We start from the raw sequence: 26,796 nt of genomic DNA on the forward strand, positions 1-26,796 counted from the left end.
AACATGGAAATTATTTTAAAACAAGACGTACAAAACCTAGGGTTTAAAGATGATGTAGTATCTGTAAAACCTGGTTACGGTCGTAACTTTTTAATTCCTCAAGGTTTTGCTACTTTAGCAACTCCTTCTGCTAAAAAAGTTTTAGCTGAAAACCTAAAACAAAGAGCACACAAAGAAGCTAAAGTTGTGGCTGATGCTAAAGCAATAGCTGAAACTTTAAAAGCTCTTGAAATTAAACTTACTGCAAAAGCTGGTGGAGAGAAACTTTTTGGTTCTATCACTAACATCGATATTGCTGAAGCGTTAGAGAAATCTGGTAATGCTATCGATAGAAAATTCATCACTAGCGGTGTTGTAAAACGTTTAGGTAAATACAATGCTACAGTTCGTTTACACAGAGATGTAATCGTTGAATTAGCTTACGAAATTGTTGCTGAAAAGTAATAGTTTTTAGATCTATACAAAAATCCCGATGAAAGTCGGGATTTTTTTGTTTAAGACAAGATTATAGTAATAATTAGATGTAAAGCATAAAGCCTAAAAAAGAAATGAAATACGCAAGATTAACAAAAGAGCAGTTTGACGAATTACATGCTGAATTTGCAAGTTTTTTGGCAACACAAGCAATAGATAGAAAAGAGTGGGAAGAGCTTAAGATTAATAAACCAGAAGTTGCAGAACAGGAACTTGATGTTTTTTCAGATTTGATTTGGGAAGGTGTATTAGGTAGGGCAGAATATTTGGAACATTTTTCTAAAAGCCATATTTTTCTGTTTCATTGTTTTGATACTTATATTAAGTCAATTGTTTTGAAAACTTTTTCTCCAGAGGTTGACTTTTTGACTAAAGAAGGGCTTCAATGGTTAAGCGATAATATGTTTACAGACAATATCGAAATGAAAGTTGGGAAGAAAGTGTTTACAGAGGAACGTAATTCTTCGATTTTTGAATTGATTAAACAAGGTGCTTTTTTAAGTGATGGACAGTTGTTTAATCAAATTAATACAATTATAGAATCTTAAAGTAATTTTTGTAAGGTTTTAAATATGGCAGGCAGTTGTTCGCAATTGTCTGCTTTTTTTTTGTTTTTTAACTTTTGTTTAATTTTTTTAAAAGTTTTAACCCCGTATTTCTACTTGTTTTTTTTAGACTCTTCAATTTTTTTATATTTTAAGTTTTTGTGAAACAGTTTTACTGCGTTTGGTCTTTATTACGGATAGTTTTATCGATAAAATTATTAAAAATGTAGGATTATTCTTTTATTCAATCGATTTAACATATTTTGTTTAATATTTTGTTTAATGGAGAAATTATATGCTAATTATGTTAAAAGTAGCCATTTTCTTGATGTTTTGGTGTGTCTACAATTTTGGAATTAAAGTTTTATGAATAAATTATAAGAATTTTATGTTTGTTTTATGTTTTTGTTTTTGCTAATTTTAGGTAACAAAAGTTAAACAAAGTTTTCTTTTGGTTTTCAAGACATAGTGGTTAGAAAATTATTTGCCATGTTGTTAAGATTGAAAATTGAGAAATTATACCACAACCTAATAAGTCTGCGTATGGAATTGACAATTACTTTCTTTATCAAATTTACTTTAATCGTACATTTTGTTTTAGTTTTATTTTTTAACCTATTTCGCTTACTTCGTTTCAACGATAATTTTAATCGTTACATAATACTTAATTTCTTTTCAAAAGGTTTACTTTTTAGTTTGCTGTCTTTTAATTACCCCATTTGGCGGGCTGATTATAAAGGACAATAATTTTATTGGATATAAACAGATTCGAACTAGCTTTTGTAGTTAGTTAATTTTAGAAAAGACTAATCAACTTTCTGAAAAAAATGAATCGACATATATAAAGAACCCCAGTTCTACTTTCAACTAAAATTTTCATTATGAAAATTAGGCCTGCAACAAATCACTCCTCTTGGAAAATTGATTACAATCATTTTTCCTCTAAAAAAGCAGAACTTATTTTGTCTCAGAGAGATAGAATTTGTTCTACGGTATACTTTGATATACCGAATTCAACATAGTTTTTTTTATTAAAACAGAATTTAGCAGCTTTTTTATAGGTTCCTATTTTTTTGTTTTAACTGTTTGATTTTTAATCGATTGTTTAATTGCGTAGGTGCTTGCACTTACTGCAAGAGGTGTTTTATTGTCCATTTTCTAATCTTCCAAATTATGAAAAAAAAATTTACTTTTTGTAGTCTCAATCATCAAATGAGATTATTAGGACTTTTAACTTTATTCTTTATATGCACTAATGCATTCGCTCAGACTATTTGTAGACCTGTGTCTCAGACAAATAGTGCAGGGGGAGGGCTTTTGTGTTTAGGAGTAGATGTTAATAGTCCTGCCAATGCTTTTGATAGCGCTGGCTTATCCACTTATGCAACCTTAACCAATGGTGTTGCAGTACTTGGATGTTTTGCAGAAGAAACAATGACCTTAAACCAAACGGCTAGAGCTGGTGACCAAGTTGCGATATACTTTGGTACAGGCAACGGATTGCTTGATTTAACCTTGTTATCAAATGCAACTGTTCAAGCTAAAAATTCTGGAACCAATGTAGGTTCAAGTGTGGCTTTAAATAGCCCGCTTTTGAATTTGAATTTGTTAAGCGGTAATACTGTTGCTGTTGCAAAGTTTCCTATTACAGGTGATACCAACCAAATTCAAATTCAGGTTGGTGGTGGACTTTTAAGTCTTTTAGTAAGCTTAAGAGTCTATGATGTTAGGCTAGAATTTGCACAACCTACGGTATCTGGCGGTTTATCGCAGACGGTTTGTGCTGGGGTTCCGACCACTCTTACAGCGACACCAGCTGCGGGTACTTCGCTGGCTTGGTACAGTTCTGAGTTTTCAACAACAGCTTTGGCAGTGGGAAATACTTATACAGCTCCTGCGTTAACAGCAAATACAACATATTTTATAGGAATAACTAGAGCTGCAGGCTGCGAAGGAAATGTTCGTGTACCTGTGGCCTTGAATGTTTCTAACCCGACCATTCCGGCCATTAGTAATGTTGGAACAACGGTTTGTTCGACAGGCGCAACTCAACAAACGACTTTATCGGTTGTAAATGCTGCTCCAGGAACAACTTACAACTGGTACTCTTCGTCAAGTGGTGGCCCTATTTTAGCTAGTGGAACTACTTATTCTCCGACAGTGCCATTAGGAACAACTCAATTTTTTGTGGAGGCTGCTATTGGTAGCTGCGTTAGTTCTCGTACGCCAGTAAGTGTTGTTTCGACAGCGGTACCGGCTACACCTACAGTTCTTACACAAAGTGTGACAATACAATCTGGACAGAATGCAACTTTAAGTGCATCGACTACAGAGGTTGGAGCACAATTAAACTGGTATGAAACTTCAACTGGAGGAACAGCTGTTGCAACAAATACAGCAACCTTTACAACCCCAATTTTAACAGCTACTAAAACGTATTACGTTGAAGCACAAAGTCCAAATGGAAATTGTGTTAGCGCGACTAGAATACCGGTTACAGTAACTGTTCAACCAACAGCTTTAGGCGGATGTCTTGAAGCCAGCAGTCAGGTAACTACTCAAGTTGGCATATGTTTATTGTGTAATGCTACAAATCCGAATTTTTCTGTAGACGGAAATCCTGCAACTGCAACAAGACTCACTATTCCTGCCAATGTATTAGGATCTATGCAGCAAACATTACAATTTACAAATCCAGGAAAAGCTGGTGATATTGTTGATGTTGACTTAGAATTGCCTGGAGGTTTAGCAGATGTTCAGTTGTTAAGCGCGATTAGTTTAGCAACTTATAATGGTGCGACTTATAATAATGATAGAGTTACGATTAATAATCCTCTTATTACTTTACAGTTATTAAGCGGTACTAGATATAGAGCAAGTGTTACAGCTGGTGCTAATTTTGACCGTGTAGAAGTTCGTTTAGGAGGTGTACTTGGTCTTATAACTAATTTAGATATTTATCAGGCAACTTATAGATATAAAGCTCCAGTTGTTTCTGGAAATACTACAATTTGCAGCGGACAAACTACAACTTTAAATGCTAATCTGGCTTTAGGTGAAACTATTAAATGGTATGATGCTCCAACTGGTGGAAATTTATTAAACAGCACAGCTTCCTTTACAACTCCAGCTTTGGCAGCTGATACAACTTATTATGTTGAAGTAACTCGTAACGGTTGCGTCGATAGTGTAAGAAATCCTGTTGCTGTTACAGTTAGTAATCCAGTGGCACCAACAACAATTTCAGTTGTGCCAACAAATTTATGTAGTGGAGAAAATACAACTATAACAATCCAATCACCTGTTGCTGGTACAACTTATAATTGGTATGATGATGCTACAGCAGGAACTTTGGTATTTACAGGAACTTCTTTTGTAACTCCAAGTCTGACTGTTCCAACTACCTATTATATTGAAGCAGTAATTGGAACTTGTCTAAGTGCTCGTACACCTGTTGCAGTTAACGTTAACGCTAGACCAGCTGCACCAGTTGCTGTGTCTTCAAGTGTTATTATTCAGTCAGGTCAGAATGTACAGCTTTCTGTTGTAAGTAATCCTGGGATTTCCTATTTATGGTATGATGTCCCAACAGGAGGAACTTTTTTGCAAGGTACTGGTAGCAATACCTATACACCTAATCCGGCTTTAACGGCAAATAAAACATTTTATGTTGAAGCGGTAGATACAGCATCAGATTGTAAAAGTAGTTCAAGAACTCCTATAAATGTGATCGTAACCAATACGGTTAGCACTTGTTTACAGCCAAGTACACAAGCAATAACGGTTGACCCTGGTTTATTGTGTGTTTTATGTAATGGGATTAATGGGGCTAACGCAGTTGACGGAAATCCAAATACATTTTCTTCTTTAACAATAACTGCGGGAGTGCTTAATTCATACATACAGCAACAATTAAATTTTCTAACACCTGGTCAAGCTGGAGATATTATTGATGTTGAATTAGAATTACCAGGTGGTCTTGCTGATATAGCATTGCTGGGATCTGTAAGCATAGGAACTTCTTTAGGAGGAACTGAAAATCCAGGTAGACTTGCAGTAAACAATAGTTTATTGAATTTACAAGTATTATCAGGTAACAAATTTAAAGTTAGTTACCCAACAACTGCCGCATTCGATAGAGTGGATATTAGATTGGGAGCATTAGTTGGCTTATTGACTACTGTAAACATTTATGGAGCTTCTTATAGATTTCCAAATGCTACAATAACTGGAGCGGCGGCACCAATTTGTGCTGGTCAAACAGCAACATTGGCGGCTTCTTCTACAGGAACTGAAACATTTACATGGTATGATGCTCCTACAGGGGGAAATATTGTGGCAGTTAGCCCAACTCTTCCATTAACTGCTACTACAATTTATTATTTAGAAGCAACTCGTGGAGGAACTTGTGTAAATAGTGTTCGTCAGCCTGTAACGGTTAACGTATTGCCTATCCCAACAGATGCTGATATTAACGTTACAACTCCTATTGAAGCATCTTGTACAGGAGAAGCTGTTATAGCTCCTACGACGACAATTCCAGGAGCAGCATTTAAATATTATACAGATCAAAATAAAACTACAGAAATTGTAGACGGAAGTGTAGATGGAAGTATAACATTTGCGAAAGATGCTAATGGAGTACTTACAATTTCAGGTTTGGCAAGTGGAAGCACTCACAGTTATTTTATTTCTATTTTAAATGGTGGTACTTGTGAAAATGTAAACGGAACTTTGAAAGAGGTGGTAATCAATTCTCCTTCAACAACGCCTTTAACAGTTATCACTACTCCATTGCAAGCTTGTGGAAGTGCTAATTTGGTAAATGCAATTGTAGGTTTTGATTCATCTGGAGCTACTACTTATACGTTCTATGACCCTTCAAATAATGTAATAACTGCTGATGCCGCTGCAAATATAACAGTAAGTGGTGTTTATTCTATAGAAGCAAAGAATACATCTAGTACTTGTACTTCGGCCAAAGAAACGGTAACGGTAACAATTAATGCTTTACCAAGTTTAACGATAACTACTCCGCAAGAATCTGTAAACGTTGGAACAGATGTTCCGTTAAATGCAGTTTCTACAGGAACGATTACATGGTTTAACCCACAAGGAGTTGCAATTGCAGGCCCTCCATTTACAACAGGACCTTTAAATACTCCGGGAGTTTATACTTATACAGCTGTAGCAACTGACGGAACTTGTAGTACATCAGCAACTAAGATTATCAATGTGATCGATCTTACTAGTTGTCAAAACTTAACAGAACGAGTTTATGCAACAGGACAAAGTGAAGGAACTATAATTAGTGGAGATGTTACAAACAATGCAAATGCAGTCGATGGAAATCCTCAGACATTCTCAACCATTACTACAGGTTTAGGACTTTTAGGTATTGGCACAACATGGCAGAATTTAACTTGGCCAGCTAATATCGCTAAAGGTACTCCAGTGACAGTTAAATTAGGTTCTGAATATAGCCTATTAGCTGTTGGTCAGAATTTATCAGTAGTAGGTACAAAAAATGGTAATCTTATTGGTGCAGCGCAACCAGTATCAGGATCATTATTAAACTTAATTTCAGGAGATAATACATATGAGTTTACTTTTGTTCCTTCAGATGCATCAGGTCCACAAGATTATGATGGTATTCGTATTATATCTTCTTCACTTGTAAGTGTTGCTCAAAATGTAAAAGTGTTTGATGCTCATTATAATAAACCTGTCACAGCAGTAACTTGTACACCAGGAGATATTCAGGATATCTTTTATGGTGCAACAGATTTAGGCTTGCCAATTGGAGCTGTAACCGCTGCGGTGGGGGTAAGCGATGCTTGGAATATTGCAGACAACGATGTAACTACTTTCGCAACAATGTATAGCGGAGTAAGTGCTTTAGCATCAGCAGATTTAACAGTACAATTTAAAACGCCATCTGTTCTTAGTGATACTTTAAGAATTGTGGTTTCAAAACCAGGAACTCTTTTAAGTGTTAATCTGCTTACAGGATTTACCATTCAACGTTATTTAGGAAATGTGGCAGTTGGTGCTCCAATTCAAAATACAAGCACATTATTAAGTATAAAATTATTGCCTGGAAATTCTTTGGCAATGGTATTAGTGTCTTCTCCAACAGAGATTTACGATAGAGTTAGAATTCGTTTAGGAGGTGTTGTGGGAGTATTAGATTTCTTAAGAGTTCATACTGTAGAAAGAACAGCTAATACCACAGTAATTGGAGCAGATCCGCAAAATAAAATTACGGTCTGTCCAGGTACTGAAATTGAACTTCAAATTCCTGAAGTCGCCTGTTCTACCTATCGATGGTACGATGCAGAGACAGGAGGGAACTTGGTTGCTAGTGGACCAACCTTTACAGTGCCAGACAATTTAACTGCTGGTATTTACAAATATTATGTACAACCGGTACGTTACGGTTGTGAAAATTATGCAAGAGGAGAAGTTACTGTTGAAGTAAAAGCTTCTGCTCCAGTAAATGCTTTAACAGACATTACGTTAAACGGAGGAACAGCAACATCAATTTGTTCTGCTTCTGGAACTGTAACTTTAGCAACTGGTTTAAGCGGAACTCCTGTTTTAACAAACCCTGTATACCATTGGTATAGTTTTAATGGAACAACAAGTCAGTTAATTCCTGGTGAAACAACTGCACAGTTGATAGTAAACGGATTGGCTCCGGGAACTTATACTTATTTCGTTGGAGTGAGTTCAGATGAATTGTGTGAAACTGCAGCGGCAGATAGAAAACAAATTACATTCACAATTTTGCCTCCTTCAACAGTAAATGATATTTTGGTTGATGATGTAACGGTTTGTCCAGGCTTATCAGCATCATTAACTCCGACTGCACCAGCATTAACTAGCCCAGTATTTACTTGGTATTTAGACGCAGCTAAAACGCAACCAATTACAAATGGAGATGTAATAGCAGGGGTTACTTATGCAGTAGACGCAGCTGGTATTTTAACTGCTACAGGTTTAACAAAAGCAGTAAGTCCGATAACATATTATGTAGCGGTTTCAAGCACTAATACCTGTGAAAATTTAGCAGGAACATTACAAGATGCAGTAATCATTGTTAGTGATCCAAATACTCCAACGACTACAAACAGTACTCAAGATTTCTGTTTGTCTTCTAATCCGACGGTTGCTAATATTCAAGTAAACGAGAGCAATGTTATTTGGTATGATGCAGCGATAGGCGGAAATGTAATTGCCTCAACTACTTCTTTAGTAAGCAGAATTTACTACGGAGCAGTTACAGATGCGCTTACAGGCTGTGAAAGTTCAGTGAGATTGGAAGTGACAGTAAATGTAAACGATCCAGGAACACCAACATTAGTAACAGCAGGAACTCAAAACTTCTGTTTGGCAAATGCACCGACTTTTGCAAGCATTCAGACTAATGAAACAAATATTGTGTGGTATACAGCTTTAACAGGCGGAACTTTAATTCCATCTACAACAGCTTTAACAACAGGACAATATTTTGCAGCGATTTTAGATCCAGCTTCTGGCTGTGAAAGCGCTTTAAGATTAACAGTTGATGTGATTGTAAATGATCCTGGAACGCCAACTTTGGTAACAGCAGGAACACAGAACTTCTGTCAGGAAGATGCACCGACATTTGCAAGCATTCAGACTAATGAAACAAATATTGTGTGGTATACAGCTCTAACAGGCGGAACTTTAATTCCATCTACAACAGCTTTAACAACAGGTCAATATTTTGCAGCGATTTTAGATCCAGTTTCTGGCTGTGAAAGTGCTGCAAGACTAACAGTTGATGTGATTGTAAATGACCCTGGAACGCCGACTTTGGTAACAGCAGGAACTCAAAACTTCTGTTTGGCAAATGCACCGACATTTGCAAGTGTTCAGTTCAATCAGGCAAATATAGTGTGGTATACAGCTCTAACAGGCGGAACTTTAATTCCATCTACAACAGCTTTAACAACAGGTCAATATTTTGCGGCAATTTCTGATCCAGTTTCTGGCTGTGAAAGTGCTGCAAGATTAACAGTTGATGTAATTGTAAATGACCCTGGAACGCCAACTTTGGTAACAGCAGGAACTCAAAACTTCTGTTTGGCAAATGCACCGACTTTTGCAAGCATTCAGACAAATGAAGCAAATATTGTCTGGTACACAGCTTTAACAGGCGGAACTTTAATTCCATCAACAACAGCATTAACAACAGGACAATATTTTGCAGCGATTTTAGATCCAGCTTCTGGCTGTGAAAGCGCTTTAAGATTAACAGTTGATGTGATTGTAAATGATCCTGGAACGCCAACTTTGGTAACAGCAGGAACACAGAACTTCTGTCAGGAAGATTCACCAACATTTGCAAGCATTCAGACTAATGAAACAAATATTGTGTGGTATACAGCTTTAACAGGCGGAACTTTAATTCCATCTACAACAGCTTTGACAACAGGTCAATATTTTGCCGCGATTTTAGATCCAGCTTCTGGCTGTGAAAGTGCTGCAAGATTAACAGTTGATGTGATTGTAAATGACCCTGGAACGCCAACTTTGGTAACAGCAGGAACTCAAAACTTCTGTTTGGCAAATGCACCGACTTTTGCTAGCGTTCAGTTCAATCAGGCAAATATAGTGTGGTACACAGCTCTAACGGGCGGAACAGCAATTCCATCAACAACAGCATTAACAACAGGACAATATTTTGCGGCAATTTCTGATCCAGTTTCTGGCTGTGAAAGTGCTGCAAGATTAACAGTGGACGTTATTGTAAATGACCCTGGAACGCCGACTTTGGTAACAGCAGGAACTCAAAACTTCTGTTTGGCAAATGCACCGACTTTTGCAAGCATTCAGACAAATGAAGCAAATATTGTCTGGTACACAGCTTTAACAGGCGGAACTTTAATTCCATCAACAACAGCATTAACAACAGGACAATATTTTGCAGCGATTTTAGATCCAGCTTCTGGCTGTGAAAGCGTTTCAAGATTAACAGTCGATGTTATTGTAAATGATCCTGGAACGCCAACTTTGGTAACAGCAGGAACACAGAACTTCTGTCAGGAAGATTCGCCGACATTTGCAAGCATTCAGACTAATGAAACAAATATTGTTTGGTATACAGCTCTAACAGGCGGAACTTTAATTCCATCTACAACAGCTTTAACAACAGGACAATATTTTGCAGCGATTTTAGATCCAGCTTCTGGCTGTGAAAGTGCTGCAAGATTAACAGTGGACGTTATTGTAAATGACCCTGGAACGCCAACTTTGGTAACAGCAGGAACTCAAAACTTCTGTTTGGCAAATGCACCGACTTTTGCAAGTGTTCAGTTCAATCAGGCAAATATAGCGTGGTACACAGCTCTAACAGGCGGAACAGCAATTCCATCAACTACAGCATTAACAAGCGGTACTTACTATGCAGCAATTTCAGATTCTACAACGGGCTGTGAAAGTGCTGCAAGATTAGCAGTTGATGTGATTGTAAATGATCCTGGAACGCCAACTTTGGTAACAGCAGGAACTCAAAACTTCTGTCTTGTAAATGCACCGACTTTTGCAAGCGTTCAGTTTAATCAAACAAATATTGTTTGGTATACAGCTTTAACAGGCGGAACAGCAATTCCATCAACAACAGCTTTAACAACAGGTCAGTATTTTGCGGCGATCTCAGATCCAGCAACTGGTTGTGAAAGTGTTACCAGATTATCAGTTGATGTAAATGTGACTGACCCTGCAACACCAACAACAACTGCTATTGCACAAACATTCTGTACAGGTACAAATCCTACAGTTGCTAATATTCAAGTGAATGAAAGTAATGTAGTTTGGTACACAACTCAAACAGGAGGCACTGCTTTAGCTGCGACAACTGCGCTAACTACCACAACTTATTTCGGAGCAATTAAAGATCCAGCAACAGGTTGCGAAAGCAGTGTGAGATTGCAAGTGGCTGTAACAGTTGGTAATACATTAAATCCAACGACAAATAGTACAGCACAGACTTTCTGTTCGGCAAATGCTCCAACTATTGCAAATATTCAAGTGAATGAAAGCAATGTAACATGGTTTACAGCAGCAACAGGAGGAACAGCAATTCCAGCAGGAACAGCGCTTACTTCGGGAATTTATTTCGGAAACATAGTTGATCCATCAGGTTGCGAAAGCTCGACTCGTTTGCAAGTAACAGTGACAGTAGTTGATCCGAGTGCAACACCTACTACAGCTAACACAACACAAAACTTCTGTATTTTAAATTCGCCAACAGTGGCAAATATTCAAGTAAACGAAGCAAATGTTGTTTGGTATAGTACAGCGACAGGAGGAACGGCAATTGCGCCAACAACGGCCCTTGTTACAGGTACATATTATGGTGCAGTTTCAAGTGCTATTGGATGCGAAAATCCAGCTAGATTAGTGGTTACGGTAAATGTAAATTCTCCAAGTGTAATTACAACACCAAGAACTACACAAACATTCTGTTTATCAGCTTTGCCAACATTGGCTAGTATTTTTGTAAACGAAACAAATGTAGTTTGGTATGCATCTGCAACTGGCGGAACAGCATTAGCAAATACAACTCCGCTTACAGCAACGACTTATTATGCAGGATCATTGACCAATACATTTAACGGTTGTGATAACGGACCAAGATTAGGAGTTACAATCGCATTTGAAGATGATGCTGCAGTTCAGCTTGCTACTACAGATGATACTCCTTGTGTATTCAAAGGTGTAACTTATTCAATTGCAAATGGTAAATCTAATTATGTATGGACTATTAATGGAGGTACAATTGTTTCAGGCGGTGGTACAAACGATGGTTCTGTAACAGTTTCGTGGTCAGATATTGGTCCAGGAAAAGTAACTGTAGCTTATGTTAATAATTGCGACGAAAGAACAATTAAAACGTTAGATGTTACTGTTGCAAGCTGTTCAGATTTAACTATTACGCATACTGTAGATAATCCAACACCGAACTTTGGAGATAAAGTAACGTTTACGATTACAGTAAACAATGTAGGTGAAGGAGATTTCATAAATACTATTGTGAGTGATTTACTTCCTAGCGGTTTACAATTGGTAAGTTCTTCGGCAACTGCAGGAACATACGATCCAGCAACACAGCTTTGGACCATCCCGACATTAACGGCAGGTCAGAGTGTAGTATTGACAGTTGTAGCAGAAGTATTATCAAGTGGAAACTATACAAGTGTTGCTACCGTTGAAATTTCGACTCCTTTAGATGTTGATGCATCAAATAATTCAGCTTCGGTTACGATAGAACCAATTTGTCTAACTGTTTACAATGAGTTTACTCCAAACAATGATGGTAAAAACGATTTGTTCAGAATTGACTGTATTGAGTCTTATCCAAACAACGAACTGAAAGTATTTAACAGATACGGAGCATTAGTGTATAGTAAAACACGTTATGAAAATGATTGGAACGGTACAGCAAATGTATCCGGTGTAGTTAATAGAGGAGATATGCTGCCAACAGGTACTTATTTTTATGTGATAACCATTGGAGATGGAACGGTTAAAAAAGGCTGGTTGTCTATTATGAGATAATCCACTTCTATTAATCATCTAATTAATTAAACTAAATAAGTATCGTTATGAAACTATATATAAAATCATTAGAAACATATTTCATTTTAATATGTTCTTTTATTACGGTTTGCGCTTCGGCACAACAAGATCCCGAATATACCCAGTATATGTATAATACTATGGCGGTAAATCCAGCGTATGCTGGGTCTACCGGAACCATAGAAGCAGCACTTTTATATCGTTCTCAATGGGTCGGAATGCCTGGAGCACCAGAAACACAGTCTTTCTCTATTCATGCTCCTCTTAGAAATGAAAAATTAGGAGTAGGTTTAAGTATTGTAAATGATAAAATAGGACCTTCAAATGAACTATATCTTGATGGAAACTTCTCTTACTCATTGCCTCTCGGATATGAAAAAAGATTAGCTTTTGGTCTAAAAGCCGGTACGAGAATGTTAAACATCGATTGGTCTAAAGGAAGGTATTACGATGATGATGATGTTTTGTTAAATCAGAACATTAATAATCAGATGAAACTAGCTGTAGGAGCGGGTATTTACTACTATACAGAAAAATGGTATGTAGGATTCTCTATTCCGAGTTTTATTCAGAATGATTACTATGACGATGTAAAGGAATCTATAGATTATGATCGTTTGCATTACTATTTAATGGGGGGATATGTTTTTGATTTGAATCCAAATTTGAAATTTAAACCAGCATTTTTAGTAAAAGCAGTAAGTGGAGCACCGCTTACCGCAGATATTTCAGCAAATTTCATGATTCAAGAAAAGTTTGTTATAGGAGGAGCGTATCGAACAGATGATTCGATAAGCATACTGGCAGGTTTTCAAATATCGCCAAGTTTCTATCTTGGATATGCTTTTGATTATACTGTAAGCCAATTGAATAAATACAATGATGGTTCACACGAGATCATCTTGCGTTATCAATTTGTGAAAAACCAAAGCAAAATTAAATCTCCTCGATTCTTCTAAAACCAAAACTTATGAGAAAACTATATATCCTATGTTTAATTTTGAGCGTTACGTTTAGTTTCGCTCAAAAAACTAACTTAAAGAAAGCTGATGCTTTGTTTAGAAACTTCTCTTATTTGGATGCTTCCAAAGCTTACGAAGAATGTTTGCAAAACATAAAAGATCCATCAGCTCAGACTTTGAAGAATGCGGCAGACTCCTACTATTTTATTTCTGATTCTAGAAATGCTCTCAAATGGTATAGAAAACTGTATGAAGTTCAAGGGAATAATCTAACTGATATTTACTACCTGCGTTATATCCAATCTATGAAAGCAGTTATGGATTATGATGAGGCAGATAAAATCACAAAAGAATATCTAGATAAAAAAGGTGATAAAGTAGAGATTAATAAATATGTTGCCCAAAAGAAATATATGGACAGCGTCGCAAAAGCAAAACCTCTTTACACCATTAAAAATTTGGATATCAATACCAGTAAATCAGATTTTGGTGCCACATTTTTTAAAGATAATGTAGTATTTACGTCAGCTCGTGATACAACAAAGTTCAGTGAAAAATTGTATACTTGGAATAATCAGCCTTTTCTTAATTTGTATGTTGCAGAAAGAAATCCGGCAGATGGCAGTTTATTCAACGAGACGGTTTTTCTTCCAAACGTAATGACTAAGTATCATGAAGCTACTGCAAGTTTTGATAGTAAAGGAAGTACCATTTATTATTCGACCAATATCGTAAAGAAAAATAAATTGGTTGTTGATGAGGCCAAAGTAAACAATTTTCAGATTGTCAAAGGATCCATTGTCAATAATAAATTAGAAAATCCTCAGAAAGTATTTTTTGATAGCGACGATTATTCTGTAGGGCATCCATCATTAAGCGAAGACGGACAATTGCTTTTCTTTGCTTCAGACATGCCTGGAGGTCAAGGCGAAACAGATTTGTACATGGTAAAAATTGCAGCCGACGGTACCATGAGTTCCCCTCAAAATCTAGGATCCAATATTAATACGATTGGTAACGAAGTGTTTCCATTTTACCAAAACGGAGTTTTATACTTTTCGTCTGATGGGCATTATGGCTGGGGTGATTTAGATGTTTATGAAAGTAAGCTTTTACCCGATGGAACATTTTCTACACCAAGAAATCTTGGAGCACCTATCAACAGTAATAAAGACGATTTTTCTTTTATAATTGATAAAACAAATGCTTATGGCTATTTTTCTTCAAACAGAGCAGGAGGAAAGGGCGATGATGATATTTATTCTTTCGTAAAAGGAAAACCAGTTTGTAACCAAAGTATTTCTGGAATGGCTATCGATCATAAAACAAAAAAGCCTTTAACAGATGTTACGATAATGGCGTATAACTCTTACAGTGAAGTTCTGGGCGAAACCAAAACAAACTTTGACGGAAAATATGCTATTGAAGTTCCTTGCAACAAAGTAGTAAAAATGATTGCCGCAAAACCAAATTACAGTAGTGATGATAAAACAGTAGAAACAACTGGTGAAAATGGTGGCGAAATAAAAGATGTAAATTTTGAATTAAGCAATTACGATGACTTAGTTGTCAAAAAACAAGGAGTCGAAAAAGTTGATGTAAATCCAATTTACTTCGATTATGATAAGTATGATATTACACCAAAAGCTGTAGAAGAATTGTCTAAAGTTGTCTTTGTTATGCAGAAATTTCCAAACATCAGAATCAAAATTGAATCGCATACCGATTCACGCGGAAAGGATTCGTACAACTTGAAACTTTCAGATAACAGAGCAAAATCAACTCGAGATTATATCCTTTCTCAAGGCATAGATGCTTCTAGAATTGAAAGTGCAATTGGTTACGGAGAAACACGATTAATTAACAGATGTAAAAATGGTGTAAAATGTTCTGAAGAGGAGCATGTCCTAAATAGACGTTCAGATTTTATCATTATTCAAAAATAGTTCTATATTTGTGCTGTAAAGTATTGATTTTCAGTTAAAAATATAAAACGTCGAAACCATTTGGAAGTTGGTTTTTTTAATTCTTTTTTAAGAATAATGGACAAGGAGGAAATCAGACTGCATGGATTTGCAGTCTGATTTTTGATTTTTTAAAACTTTTATTTTTTCTGCATTTGAACAAAAATAAATTCTAATTTTGATATTCAGTTTTACATTATTATAATCTGCAATATTTTACTATTTATGAGCATTCAAGAGACTATTCAAGCATTACGAAATGAACTTAATCAGCACAACTATAATTATTATGTGTTAGACAATGCTACAATTTCAGATTATGATTTTGATATTAAGCTAAAAGAGCTTCAGGATTTAGAGAATAAACATCCAGAGTTTTTTGACGAAAATTCGCCAACTCAGCGAGTAGGAGGAACTGTTACCAAAAATTTCAAAACAATAGCGCATCAATACAGAATGTATTCTTTGGATAATTCTTATTCTAAAGAAGATCTTTTAGATTGGGAAAACCGCATTCAGAAAGTTTTAGGAAACGTGAACTTGCAATACACTTGCGAATTAAAATATGACGGAGCCTCAATAAGTATTACGTACGAAAACGGAAAATTAGTTCAGGCCTTAACCCGTGGAGATGGTTTTCAAGGAGATGAGGTAACTAGCAACATAAAAACCATAAAATCAGTTCCGTTGCATTTGAAAGGAAATTATCCTGATAAATTTGACATTCGTGGAGAAATTATTCTTCCGTTTGCTGGTTTTGAAAAAATGAATCAAGAATTAATAGAAATTGGCGAAACTCCATATTCAAACCCAAGAAATACAGCTTCGGGAAGTTTAAAATTACAAGATAGTGCTGAGGTAGCTAAACGTCCGCTAGAATGTTTGCTTTATTTTGTTACAGGAAACAACCTGCCTTTTAAAACGCAATTTGAAGGGTTAGAATTAGCTAGAAGCTGGGGCTTTAAAGTGCCAAAAGAAGCAAAACTAGTTAATAGTATGCAAGAAGTTTTTGACTTTATTGATTATTGGGATGTTCACCGTCATAATTTGCCTTATGAAACAGATGGAGTTGTTATAAAAGTCAACAGCATTCAGCATCAGGAAGAATTAGGATATACAGCAAAATCGCCACGTTGGGCAATTGCTTACAAATTTAAATCAGAACAAGTTTCAACCAAATTAAAATCAATTTCGTATCAAGTTGGAAGAACTGGAGCTATAACACCAGTTGCCAATCTAGAACCTGTTCAGCTAGCTGGAACTATTGTAAAAAGAGCTTCTCTTCATAATGCCGATCAAATTGAAAAATTAGATATTAGAATAAATGATACTGTTTTTGTTGAAAAAGGGGGAGAAATTATCCCTAAAATCATTGCAGTAGATTTAGAGAAACGACCAGAAGATTCAGAAAAAACGCATTATATCACGCACTGTCCAGAATGTCAGACAGAATTGGTTAGAAACGAAGGAGAAGCCAATCATTATTGCCCTAATTTTTATGGATGCCCTCCGCAGATTATAGGAAGAATTCAGCACTATATTTCAAGAAAAGCAATGGATATTGAAGGACTTGGAGGAGAAACAGTGACGCTGCTTTTCAAAAATGATTTAGTGCATAACTACGCTGATTTGTACGAGCTTAAAGTAGAAGATATTTTGCATCTAGAACGAATGGCTAAAAAATCAGCTGAAAACTTGGTGAACGGAGTGCAGAAATCAAAGGAAATTCCGTTCGAAAGCGTATTATTTGCACTTGGAATTCGTTTTGTTGGAGAAACAGTTGCCAAAAAACTAGCCAAGCATTACAAAAATATAGATGCTTTAGCGCAGGCATCATTAATGGATTTAATTTTGGTTGATGAAATTGGAGAAAGAATTGCTAAAAGTGTTATTGAATTCTTCGAAAATGAAGAAAATAGAAAAATTATTGAACGATTAAAAAGTTATGGAATTCAATTTGAAATTGAAGAAAAAATAAACCCAAATGCTACTGATAAATTTGTTGGAAAAACTTTTGTGGTTTCTGGCGTCTTTAGTCAATTTTCTAGAGATGAATTAAAGAAAGCCATCGAAGATAACGGAGGAAAAGTAGGAAGCTCAATTTCTGCAAAAACAGATTTTGTAGTCGCGGGAGATAATATGGGGCCAGCAAAGCTAGAGAAAGCAACAAAGTTGAACATCACTATATTATCAGAAGAAGACTTTATAAACAAATTGAATGAAGCCTAATAAACCATCATTAATTTTGTTCTTTTTCGGCTTGTTTTGTACCATCATTTTTGATTGGACAGAACAAGATGTTTTTGCGACATATGCAAAAGCTATTGTTCTCCCTGCTATTTTTATTTATTATTTAATTAGCAGTGAGTTTCAAATCGGGAAAACAGAAGGATTGATCTTTTTATTCTGTTTTATTGGACAAGTTTATGATTTGATGGATATTGAAAGCTCTGATTTAGGAGGAGTGCTTAGTTTTCTAGTTGTTTATAGTTTAATCGTCATGATATTTATTCGGCAGCATGAAAGAATCAGATTAACCAAACGCGATATTCTCCCTATTTCTATTGTAGTTGTTTTTATTGTCTATTTGTTAATCTCTGTTTTGAGCCTGCAGCTCGACAGCATGAGAAAATTTATTGTAATATATACCATGTACGGAATTGTTCTGAGTGTATTGAGCTATTTCTGTTTTGTAAGTTACATCACAAAAGGAACACATATAGCGCTACTAATGTCACTCATGGCAATAAGCTACATCTTCTCTGATATCTTTTATATTTTTAATGAATATTTCTCGTATTCTATTGTTTTAGTTTTAATACGAGATACAACTCAAATTCTAGCTTATTTCTTTATGGTAGAATACTTTTTAGAAAAAGCTAGAATTCAAAAAAAGACTATACAATAATAGTTGCACTTTGGTTGGTATGAGTTTTGTTTTTATCAAAATAGAAATCGATACGGCCTAAATTAATTCCGTAACATCCAACTTGATTCACAAGAACCTCTTTTCCAGCCTTATTCTTTACAATTGTAGGTTTGTCTAAGAAAGTATGCGTATGACCTCCAATAATTAAATCAATGTCTTGGGTTTGTTCGGCAAATGTCAAATCACTAATTTTTGTTGCATCATCTTTGTATTTATAACCCAAATGCGAAAGACAAATTACCAAATCACATTTTTGTTCTTGCTTTAAGAGTTTTGTCATATCCTGAGCAACTTCAACTGGATTATTGTAAACCGTTTCTAGATATAATTTTTTATCTACTAAACCTTGCAATTCAATTCCAACACCAAAAACACCAACCTTAATTCCGTTTTTATTAAAGATTTTGTACGGTTTCACATGCCCGTCCATAACCGTGTTCTTAAAATCGTAGTTCGAGTTGATAAAGTCAAAAGTTGCATGCGGAAGCTGAGCATATAAGCCATCAAGACCATTATCAAAATCGTGATTTCCAATTGTAGAAGCATCATATTTCATCATACTCATCAATTTGAATTCTAATTCACCTCCATAATAATTGAAATATGGTGTTCCCTGAAAAATATCACCAGCATCCAATAAAAGTACATTCGGATTTTCTTTACGAATAGTTTCAATTAACGTTGCGCGACGAGAAACACCACCTTTGTTAGGATTACGTGGGTCATCGGCAGGAAAAGGATCGATGTGGCTATGCACATCATTAGTATGTAGAATTGTTAAATGCTTAATGTCGTTACTTTCAAAACTGCTCAAAGACAATCCTAAACTTAGTAGGGCAGTACTTGCTGCTGTTTTTTCGATAAACTCTCTTCTTTTCATTTTATATATTTTTTGCAGAAATGCTTTGCTTGTTTTTTATAATTTTTATTCCTCTGTGATTCTGATATTTTTTGGAGCAACAACAGTGTCTACTTCTTTAAAATAATCAATCAATACATCTCTAAGTTTGTAGTTTAAGTCAAACTTTTGAGTGTTTTTTGCAAAGAAAGTCATGCTGTCTCCGCCATTTGCCAAATAATCGTTTGTAGCAACATAGTACGTTTTGTTTAAATCAAGTGGGTTGCCTTGCACCATGATGTTTTTTGCCTTATTGTCTTTTGTAATTGTAAAAGTCATTCCAGACAATGGCTGAGGTTTTTTCTCCTTAATAATATAAGCAGCAATTTCTGAGATTTGCTCGCCTTTTAAAGCTAAAACAACCAAGCTGTTTTCAAACGGCATAATCTCAAAGGCCGATCTTGTTGTGACATTTCCTTTTGGAAGAATAGCACGAATACCGCCATGATTTAAAAGACATAAATCAATGTTTTTCTTTTCGCGAGCGTTAAAAACAATGTTTCCTCTTAGTACGCAAACATCTGCCATCAAGCTACCAATGCCAGTCTGCCACTTTCCTGTGCTTTTGTCAAGAGTTTCAGGGCAATAAGCCAGTACATTGTCCAAATCTTTATTGATATGATCGCGATAAGGCTTAATAAAGTTTTCAATTTCAGGAGTTTCGGCAGCCTTTTCAGTAACAGGGAGTTGTTTTCCTTCAATTTTAGTTAGATTGTAGTTATTCTTACTACAGGAAGAGATTAAAAAAAGTGTTAAGAATATAACAAAAAGTTTTAAAAATCCGTTATACTTTTTTAGTTTTACCATTTTAAATGCAACTTAAATAATTAATTTTGTAATCTAGTAAAAGTACTATGTTTTTGAATTATATAAAGGAATTTTTTGTAAAAAAATCATTAAATAATAATTTAAATAAAGAAAAAAACGGAGTATTTACTAAAAATGTCCAAACGGTTGGTTTATTGATAGATGAGAGCGATTTTGAATATTCAGAAGCAATAGTAAAGGAGTTAATGCTCCACGGAATTGCTTTGGAAAATATAAAAGTTCTTGCATACAAAGGAAAATTTAGGGAAAAAGAAACCTATTCTCGTCCAACTTTTGGTAAAAAACACATCAATTGGAACGGAGAAATTACAGAAGGTTTCTTGAATGATTTTGTAAATTCAGAATTTGATCTTTTGCTAAGTTATTATAATGTCGAGAATAGTATTTTGATGTTAATCACGAGCAAGTCAAAAGCAAAATTTAAAGTCGGATTTTCTGCTGTAGACCAAAGACTAAATCGTTGGATGATTAGTACAGAATTAGGAAGCTATAAACTATTCGTTTCCGAACTGTTTAGGTATTTAAAAAATATAAAATAAATTAATAATAATATGCAATCATTAATAGGAACTGGTGTTGCGCTTGTGACGCCATTTAAAAAAGATTTTTCAGTTGACATTGAGGCTTTACAGCGAATTGTAAACTTCTCTATAGATGGCGGAGTGGAGTATCTTGTTGTGATGGGAACAACAGCAGAAAATGCAACCCTTACAGCAGAGGAGAAAGAGTTGGTTATAAAGACTGTAATCGATGTGAATAAAGGAAGATTGCCTCTAGTTTTAGGAGTTGGAGGAAATAATACTATGCAGATTGTTGAGGAGTTAAAAACAAGAGATTTTTCTGCTTTTGAAGCGATATTATCGGTTTCTCCATATTATAATAAGCCAACTCAGGAAGGGATTTATCAGCATTTTAAAGCAATTGCTGAAGCTTCTCCAGTTCCTGTGATTTTATATAATGTTCCAGGAAGAACGGCAAGTAACATGCTTCCTTCGACAGTGGTGCGTCTGGCTAACGATTTTAAAAATGTTGTAGCCATTAAAGAAGCAGCTGGAGATATGGCTCAAGCAATGCAGATTATTAAAAATGCTCCAAAGGATTTCTTAGTGATTTCTGGAGATGATATGTTGGCGTTGCCGATCGTTTTGGCGGGAGGAGCAGGTGTTATTTCGGTAATCGGACAAGGTTTTCCTAAAGAATTTTCAGAAATGATTCGTTTAGGACTAAATAAAAAAGCGGCTGACGCTTACAAAATACATTACTTTTTATCGGACAGTATTGATATGATTTTTGAGCAGGGAAATCCAGCTGGAATCAAACAAATCTTCCAAGCCCTTGGAATTGCTGAGAATACTGTTCGTCTACCATTGGTTTCTGTTGATGAATCTCTAGCAACAAGGTTAAATGACTTTGTAAAAAACAGCATTAAATAATTGTTAAAGTGCTAGTATTTTAAGATACTAAAAAATTATTTTGCAGTAGCTAAATTAATAACTAAATTTGCCACCGAAACTTCGGTGCGATTTCACTTTGGCATAATTAATTGTCTGAGAGATTGTAATAACAGTAAGAAAATGAAAAAAATAGTATCGCTATTAATTGTTGTAACTCTTTTTTATTCTTGTGGAGAATATCAAAAAGCGTTGAAAAATGATGATGTTGCAGCAAAATTTGAAGTGGCAACAAAAATGTATGATGCTGGTAAATACACAAAGGCGATTCGTCTTTTTGAGCAACTAGCAACTTCATACAGAGGAAAACCACAAGCAGAAAAACTGTTTTACATGTTTTCGCAGTCATATTATAAAACAAAACAATATTATTTAGCTGGTTATCAGTTTGAAGCTTTTGTTTCAGGGTATCCTAGAAGTGAAAAAGTACAGGAAGCAGCGTTTTTAGGTGCTTACAGTTATTCTAAATTGTCTCCAGTTTATAGCTTGGATCAAGCAGATACTGTAAAGGCATTAGAGAAATTACAGACTTTTATTGAGAATTATCCAAATTCTGAATACATTCCTCAGGCAAATGAGACTGTACAGAAGTTAAATGGTAAATTAGAGAAAAAAGCTTTTGAGAATGCTAAAGGATATAATACAATATCAGATTACAAATCGGCTTTAATAGCTTTTGATAACTTTATTGCTGATTTTCCTGGAACACCGTTTAAAGAAGATGCGCTTTTCTATAAATACGATTCTGCATATAAATTGGCAATTAACAGTGTTCCTTCAAAAATGGAAGATCGTTTACATGTTGCACAAACATGCTATGCTAATTTATTGAAGTTTAAAAGCGATACGAAATATAAAAAAGAGGCAGACGAAATGAATGCCAGAGTTGAAACAGATTTACAAAAATTTACTAAATAAAATAAAGTCATGGATTTAAAAAAGACGAATGCTCCTGTAAACACAATAACTTACAATAAAACAGTTATTGAAGAGCCAACAGGAAATGTGTATGAGGCAATTACCATTATGGCTAAAAGAGCAAATCAAATTAATTCAGAGATTAAAAAAGAATTGACTGAAAAATTAGAAGAGTTTGCTACTTACAATGATAGTCTAGAAGAAGTTTTTGAAAATAAAGAACAAATTGAAGTTTCTAAATTTTACGAAAAATTACCAAAACCACACGCTTTAGCTGTTCAAGAATGGTTAGACGGAAAAACTTACCACAGAAGTTCAAACAAATAATAGTACAATGTCAGTTTTAAACGGGAAAAAGATTTTACTGGGTGTTTCTGGTGGAATCGCAGCGTATAAAACAGCCACTTTAGTACGACTTTTTATAAAAGCAGGTGCACATGTCCAAGTGATCATGACACCTGCTTCTAAGGATTTTGTAACCCCACTTACATTATCTACGTTATCAAAAAATCCAGTACATTCAAATTTCTTTAATCAGGATGATGAAGAGGCAGTTTGGAATAATCACGTTGAATTGGCTCTCTGGGCGGATTTTATGTTGGTTGCGCCAGCTACTGCGAATACTTTGTCTAAAATGGCTACAGGAAATTGCGATAATCTTTTAATTGCAACCTACTTATCGGCAAAATGTCCAGTTTATTTTGCGCCAGCAATGGACTTGGATATGTACAAACACCCTTCGACTTTATCGAGTTTTACAGCATTAAAACAGTACGGAAATATTATGATTCCTGCTGAAAGCGGAGAGTTAGCAAGTGGTTTGTCAGGCGAGGGTCGAATGGCTGAACCTGAGAATATTGTTGCTTTTCTAGAAGCTGATTTAGAAAGTAAATTGCCTTTAAAAGGAAAAAAAATACTAGTTACCGCAGGACCGACATACGAAGCGATAGACCCTGTACGTTTTATAGGAAATCATTCGTCAGGAAAAATGGGATTTGATATTGCTAATGAAGCGGCAAGCTTAGGAGCAGAAGTGTTCTTAGTAGCAGGGCCAACTCATTTAAAAGCAAAAAATAGTCTGATAAAAGTGATAGATGTTGTTTCGGCTCAAGAAATGTACGATGCTTGTCATTTACATTTTAATGAAGTTGATGCAGCAATCGCTGCTGCTGCTGTTGCAGATTACAGACCTAAATTTGTTGCAGATCAAAAGATTAAAAAGAATACTGTAGAATTTTCGATAGATTTAGAGAAAACAAAAGATATCTTGTCTTCTTTAGGTGCTATCAAAAAAAATCAGTTTTTAATCGGGTTTGCATTAGAGACTGAAAATGAAATTGAAAATGCTAAGCTGAAAATTCAGAAAAAAAACTTAGATTTGATTGTTTTAAATTCCTTACAAGATAAAGGTGCGGGTTTTAAAAAAGAAACCAATAAAGTTACTTTTATTGATAAAAATTTTGAAATCGAACCTATGGAATTAAAATCAAAAGAATCTGTTGCGGCTGATATTTTGAATAAGGTTATTCTGCATTTTTCAAAATTATAAATTTAGAATATACGCCGAAAACATAAATTGGAAACAGCTTATGTTATAAAATTAAATATCTAGACGATTATGAAGAAGATAGTTACGCTATTAGTATTTTTAAGCTTTGGTTTTGTACAAGCTCAGCAGTTAAATTGTACAGTGACTATTAATACAGAAAGATTAACAAACCCAAATAATCAGGTTTTTAAAACGCTTCAGACTTCTTTGGCTGAGTTTGTTAATAAAACAGATTGGATAGGTTCTGTTTTAAAACAAAATGAGAGAATAAACTGTTCGATGTATATTACTTTATCGTCTAACAGCTCAGATCAATTCACGGGAACAATTCAAGTTCAGTCTTCGAGATTGATTTTTAATTCAACCTATTCTTCTCCAGTTTTAAATTACAATGATAAAGATTTTAATTTTAGATATACGGAGTACGAACCATTGTTGTTTAATCCAAGTACTTACGAATCAAATTTGGTTTCTGTAATATCTTTCTACTGTTATGTGATTTTAGGAATGGATGCCGATACCTTTCAGATGGGAGCAGGAAATCCATATCTTCAAACCGCGCAGAATATTGCCAATGTTGCACAGCAAGGAGGTTTTAAAGGATGGAACCAATCTGATGGACTTCAAAATCGATACTATTTAATTAATGATATGATTGCTCCAACCTATAGTGATTTGCGTCAGACTACTTATGCATATCATACAGGACTGGATGCAATGACATTGGACACAAAAGCAGCTAAGGAAAAAATCAAAAACGCATTAATGCTTGTTGGTAAATTAAACTCTGTTAAGCCCAATGCTTTTATAACCCGAGTTTTCTTTGATGCAAAATCAGATGAAATCGTTTCTATTTTTTCTGGCGGTCCAAGTATCACAATCACAGATTTAACCGATGTCTTAAATAAAGTTTCGCCGTTAAATTCTACAAAATGGTCGCAGATTAAATACTAATCTCGTTTTTCATTTTTATCTTCGCTACTTTTTAAACTTATATTTTTACAAATCGACCTATGATTACATCACTGTCAATTAAAAATTATGCTCTTATCGAAAAACTGTCTATAGATTTTTCTAAAGGTTTTTCTATAATTACAGGTGAGACAGGTGCGGGAAAGTCAATTATTTTAGGAGCTATTGGTCTTGTTTTAGGAAAAAGAGCAGATCTTACTTCATTAAAAAATAAAGAAGAAAAATGTGTTATTGAGGCACAATTTGAAATTGGAAAATATAATTTAAAGGAGTTTTTTGAAGCTAATGATTTGGATTATGAAGATGAAACGATCATAAGGAGAGAAATTTTACCCTCAGGTAAATCTCGTGCTTTTATAAATGACAGTCCGGTAAATCTTCAAGAACTGCAAGATTTGAGTTTGTATTTGATTGATATTCATTCGCAGCAGCAAACTCAGGAATTGTCAGATGAAAATGTTCAGTTTAAAATTATTGATGCTATTGCAAACAATACTGAGGTAATTAGTGAGTATCAGAAACTGCTTAAGTCTTACAAATCGGATAAATCGAAGTTAAATGCTTTGCTTAAAAAACAAAGTGATGCAGGTAAAGAGCAAGAATATCATACATTTTTATTGAATGAACTGGTTGCGGCTCAATTGAAATCTGGAGAGCAGGAAGAGTTAGAAGCAGACTACGAAAAACTGAATAATGTTGAGATAATTAAAGAATCTCTAGATAAATCTTTGACAATTGCTAATGAAGAGCAATTTGGTGTTTTTCATAGTTTAAATGAAATCAAAAATGCCTTGCAAAAAGTAGCTCCTTTCTCTGTAGAATATCAAAATTTGTTTGAAAGGGTAACAAGTTTGACTATAGAGTTTGATGATGTTTCTAAAGAATTGGAAAATTGCTCAGAAAAATTATTGAATGATCCTGCACAGTTAGAATTAATCAATCAAAAACTGCAGTCGATTTATAATTTACAAAAAAAACATCAGGTAAGTACTGTAGATGAATTGTTGCAAATTCAGTCAGATTTAGGAAATTCTTTGCTTGAACTTGATAACATGGATGAAGAAATAGCTTCACTGACTAAAATTATCGAAGAAAAAGCAGCAGAACTAGATAGTTATGCATCGAAAATACATCAAAACAGATTAGATGCAATTCCGACGCTATCAGCACAATTGGTTTCAATTCTCGAGACGTTAGGAATGCCTAATGCTCGTTTTAATATGGAATTACAGCCTTCTGAAACTTATTTTCAAAACGGAAAAGACGAATTACAATTCTTATTTTCAGCAAATAAAGGAACAGATTTTGGCTTGCTGAAAAAAGTAGCATCAGGCGGAGAGATGTCTCGTATTATGCTCGCTGTAAAAGCAATTTTGGCTAAATATTCAAAACTTCCGACTTTAATTTTTGATGAAATTGATACAGGAGTTTCTGGAGAAATAGCGATCAGAATGGGAGAAATCATGAAAGAAATGAGTGCTGCCATGCAAATATTTGCCATTACGCATTTACCTCAAATTGCAGCAAAAGGAGATTCTCACTTTAAAGTTTCTAAGGCTACAGTTGGCGACGATACGCAGTCTGAATTGAAACTTTTATCGCAAGAAGATCGTATTTTAGAAATTGCTCAAATGCTATCGGGAGCAAATATTTCTGATTCAGCTTTAAATCACGCAAAACAATTATTGAATTAAAT

16 protein-coding genes are annotated in these 26,796 nt (G+C 34.9%); 14 read left to right on the top strand and 2 right to left on the bottom strand.

The features are described from left to right. Positions 1-3: 3 nt before the first annotated feature. From rplI to M0M44_RS14960, 7 genes are all read left to right on the top strand, one after another. Positions 4-444, top strand: a complete 441-nt coding sequence (rplI, locus tag M0M44_RS14930) for a 50S ribosomal protein L9 (protein ID WP_248726365.1) — start codon at positions 4-6, stop codon at positions 442-444. Between the two features lie 104 nt (positions 445-548). Further along, positions 549-1,022, top strand: a complete 474-nt coding sequence (locus M0M44_RS14935) for a DUF6495 family protein (RefSeq protein WP_248726366.1) — start codon at positions 549-551, stop codon at positions 1,020-1,022. 1,170 nt (positions 1,023-2,192) lie between these two features. Further along, positions 2,193-12,608 (top strand): Ig-like domain-containing protein, encoded by a 10,416-nt coding sequence (locus tag M0M44_RS14940; protein WP_248726367.1) that lies wholly within the window; start codon positions 2,193-2,195, stop codon positions 12,606-12,608. Between the two features lie 47 nt (positions 12,609-12,655). Then, positions 12,656-13,588, top strand: a complete 933-nt coding sequence (locus M0M44_RS14945; protein WP_248726368.1) for a PorP/SprF family type IX secretion system membrane protein — start codon at positions 12,656-12,658, stop codon at positions 13,586-13,588. Between the two features lie 11 nt (positions 13,589-13,599). Continuing rightward, positions 13,600-15,537 (top strand): OmpA family protein, encoded by a 1,938-nt coding sequence (locus tag M0M44_RS14950; protein ID WP_248726369.1) that lies wholly within the window; start codon positions 13,600-13,602, stop codon positions 15,535-15,537. Between the two features lie 243 nt (positions 15,538-15,780). Further along, the gene (gene ligA / locus M0M44_RS14955) at positions 15,781-17,784 is read left to right on the top strand and encodes an NAD-dependent DNA ligase LigA (protein WP_248726370.1); all 2,004 of its coding nucleotides are present in this window, start codon (positions 15,781-15,783) and stop codon (positions 17,782-17,784) included. Continuing rightward, complete coding sequence (locus M0M44_RS14960) at positions 17,774-18,463, top strand: hypothetical protein (RefSeq protein ID WP_248726371.1); 690 nt, start codon at positions 17,774-17,776, stop codon at positions 18,461-18,463. The genes ligA and M0M44_RS14960 overlap by 11 nt, the downstream gene beginning before the upstream one ends. Here the strand turns inward: M0M44_RS14960 and M0M44_RS14965 are convergent. Next, complete coding sequence (locus tag M0M44_RS14965; RefSeq protein WP_248726372.1) at positions 18,453-19,364, bottom strand: bifunctional metallophosphatase/5'-nucleotidase; 912 nt, start codon at positions 19,362-19,364, stop codon at positions 18,453-18,455. The two genes, M0M44_RS14960 and M0M44_RS14965, sit on opposite strands and share 11 nt — an antisense overlap. A 45-nt stretch (positions 19,365-19,409) precedes the next feature. Further along, the gene (locus M0M44_RS14970; protein WP_248726373.1) at positions 19,410-20,189 is read right to left on the bottom strand and encodes a 5'-nucleotidase C-terminal domain-containing protein; all 780 of its coding nucleotides are present in this window, start codon (positions 20,187-20,189) and stop codon (positions 19,410-19,412) included. Between the two features lie 47 nt (positions 20,190-20,236). Here M0M44_RS14970 and M0M44_RS14975 point away from each other — a divergent pair, with 47 nt between their 5' ends. The 7 genes from M0M44_RS14975 to recN all read left to right on the top strand — a co-directional run bounded on the left by M0M44_RS14975 (position 20,237) and on the right by recN (position 26,794). Continuing rightward, positions 20,237-20,749, top strand: a complete 513-nt coding sequence (locus M0M44_RS14975; RefSeq protein ID WP_248726374.1) for a DUF6913 domain-containing protein — start codon at positions 20,237-20,239, stop codon at positions 20,747-20,749. Positions 20,750-20,761: 12 nt separating this feature from the next. Next, positions 20,762-21,643 (top strand): 4-hydroxy-tetrahydrodipicolinate synthase, encoded by an 882-nt coding sequence (gene dapA / locus M0M44_RS14980; protein WP_248726375.1) that lies wholly within the window; start codon positions 20,762-20,764, stop codon positions 21,641-21,643. A 141-nt stretch (positions 21,644-21,784) separates the two neighbouring features. Then, positions 21,785-22,579 (top strand): outer membrane protein assembly factor BamD, encoded by a 795-nt coding sequence (locus M0M44_RS14985; protein WP_248726376.1) that lies wholly within the window; start codon positions 21,785-21,787, stop codon positions 22,577-22,579. A 9-nt stretch (positions 22,580-22,588) separates the two neighbouring features. Then, entirely contained in the window at positions 22,589-22,906 is a 318-nt protein-coding gene (locus M0M44_RS14990) for a DNA-directed RNA polymerase subunit omega (protein WP_008463064.1), read from the top strand. A gap of 7 nt (positions 22,907-22,913) precedes the next feature. Further along, a complete protein-coding gene (gene coaBC / locus M0M44_RS14995; RefSeq protein WP_248726377.1) occupies positions 22,914-24,128 on the top strand; it encodes a bifunctional phosphopantothenoylcysteine decarboxylase/phosphopantothenate--cysteine ligase CoaBC in 1,215 nt (404 codons plus the stop codon). A 69-nt stretch (positions 24,129-24,197) separates the two neighbouring features. Further along, positions 24,198-25,082 carry a type IX secretion system protein PorD gene (gene porD, locus M0M44_RS15000; RefSeq protein WP_248726378.1) on the top strand — a complete coding sequence of 295 codons (885 nt, stop codon included), beginning with the start codon at positions 24,198-24,200 and terminating at the stop codon, positions 25,080-25,082. Positions 25,083-25,141: 59 nt separating this feature from the next. Beyond that, a complete protein-coding gene (gene recN, locus M0M44_RS15005) occupies positions 25,142-26,794 on the top strand; it encodes a DNA repair protein RecN (protein WP_248726379.1) in 1,653 nt (550 codons plus the stop codon). The last annotated feature ends 2 nt before the right edge of the window (positions 26,795-26,796 follow it).

Origin of the sequence: Flavobacterium humidisoli (genome assembly GCF_023272795.1) — a bacterium.
GTDB lineage: Bacteria > Bacteroidota > Bacteroidia > Flavobacteriales > Flavobacteriaceae > Flavobacterium > Flavobacterium humidisoli.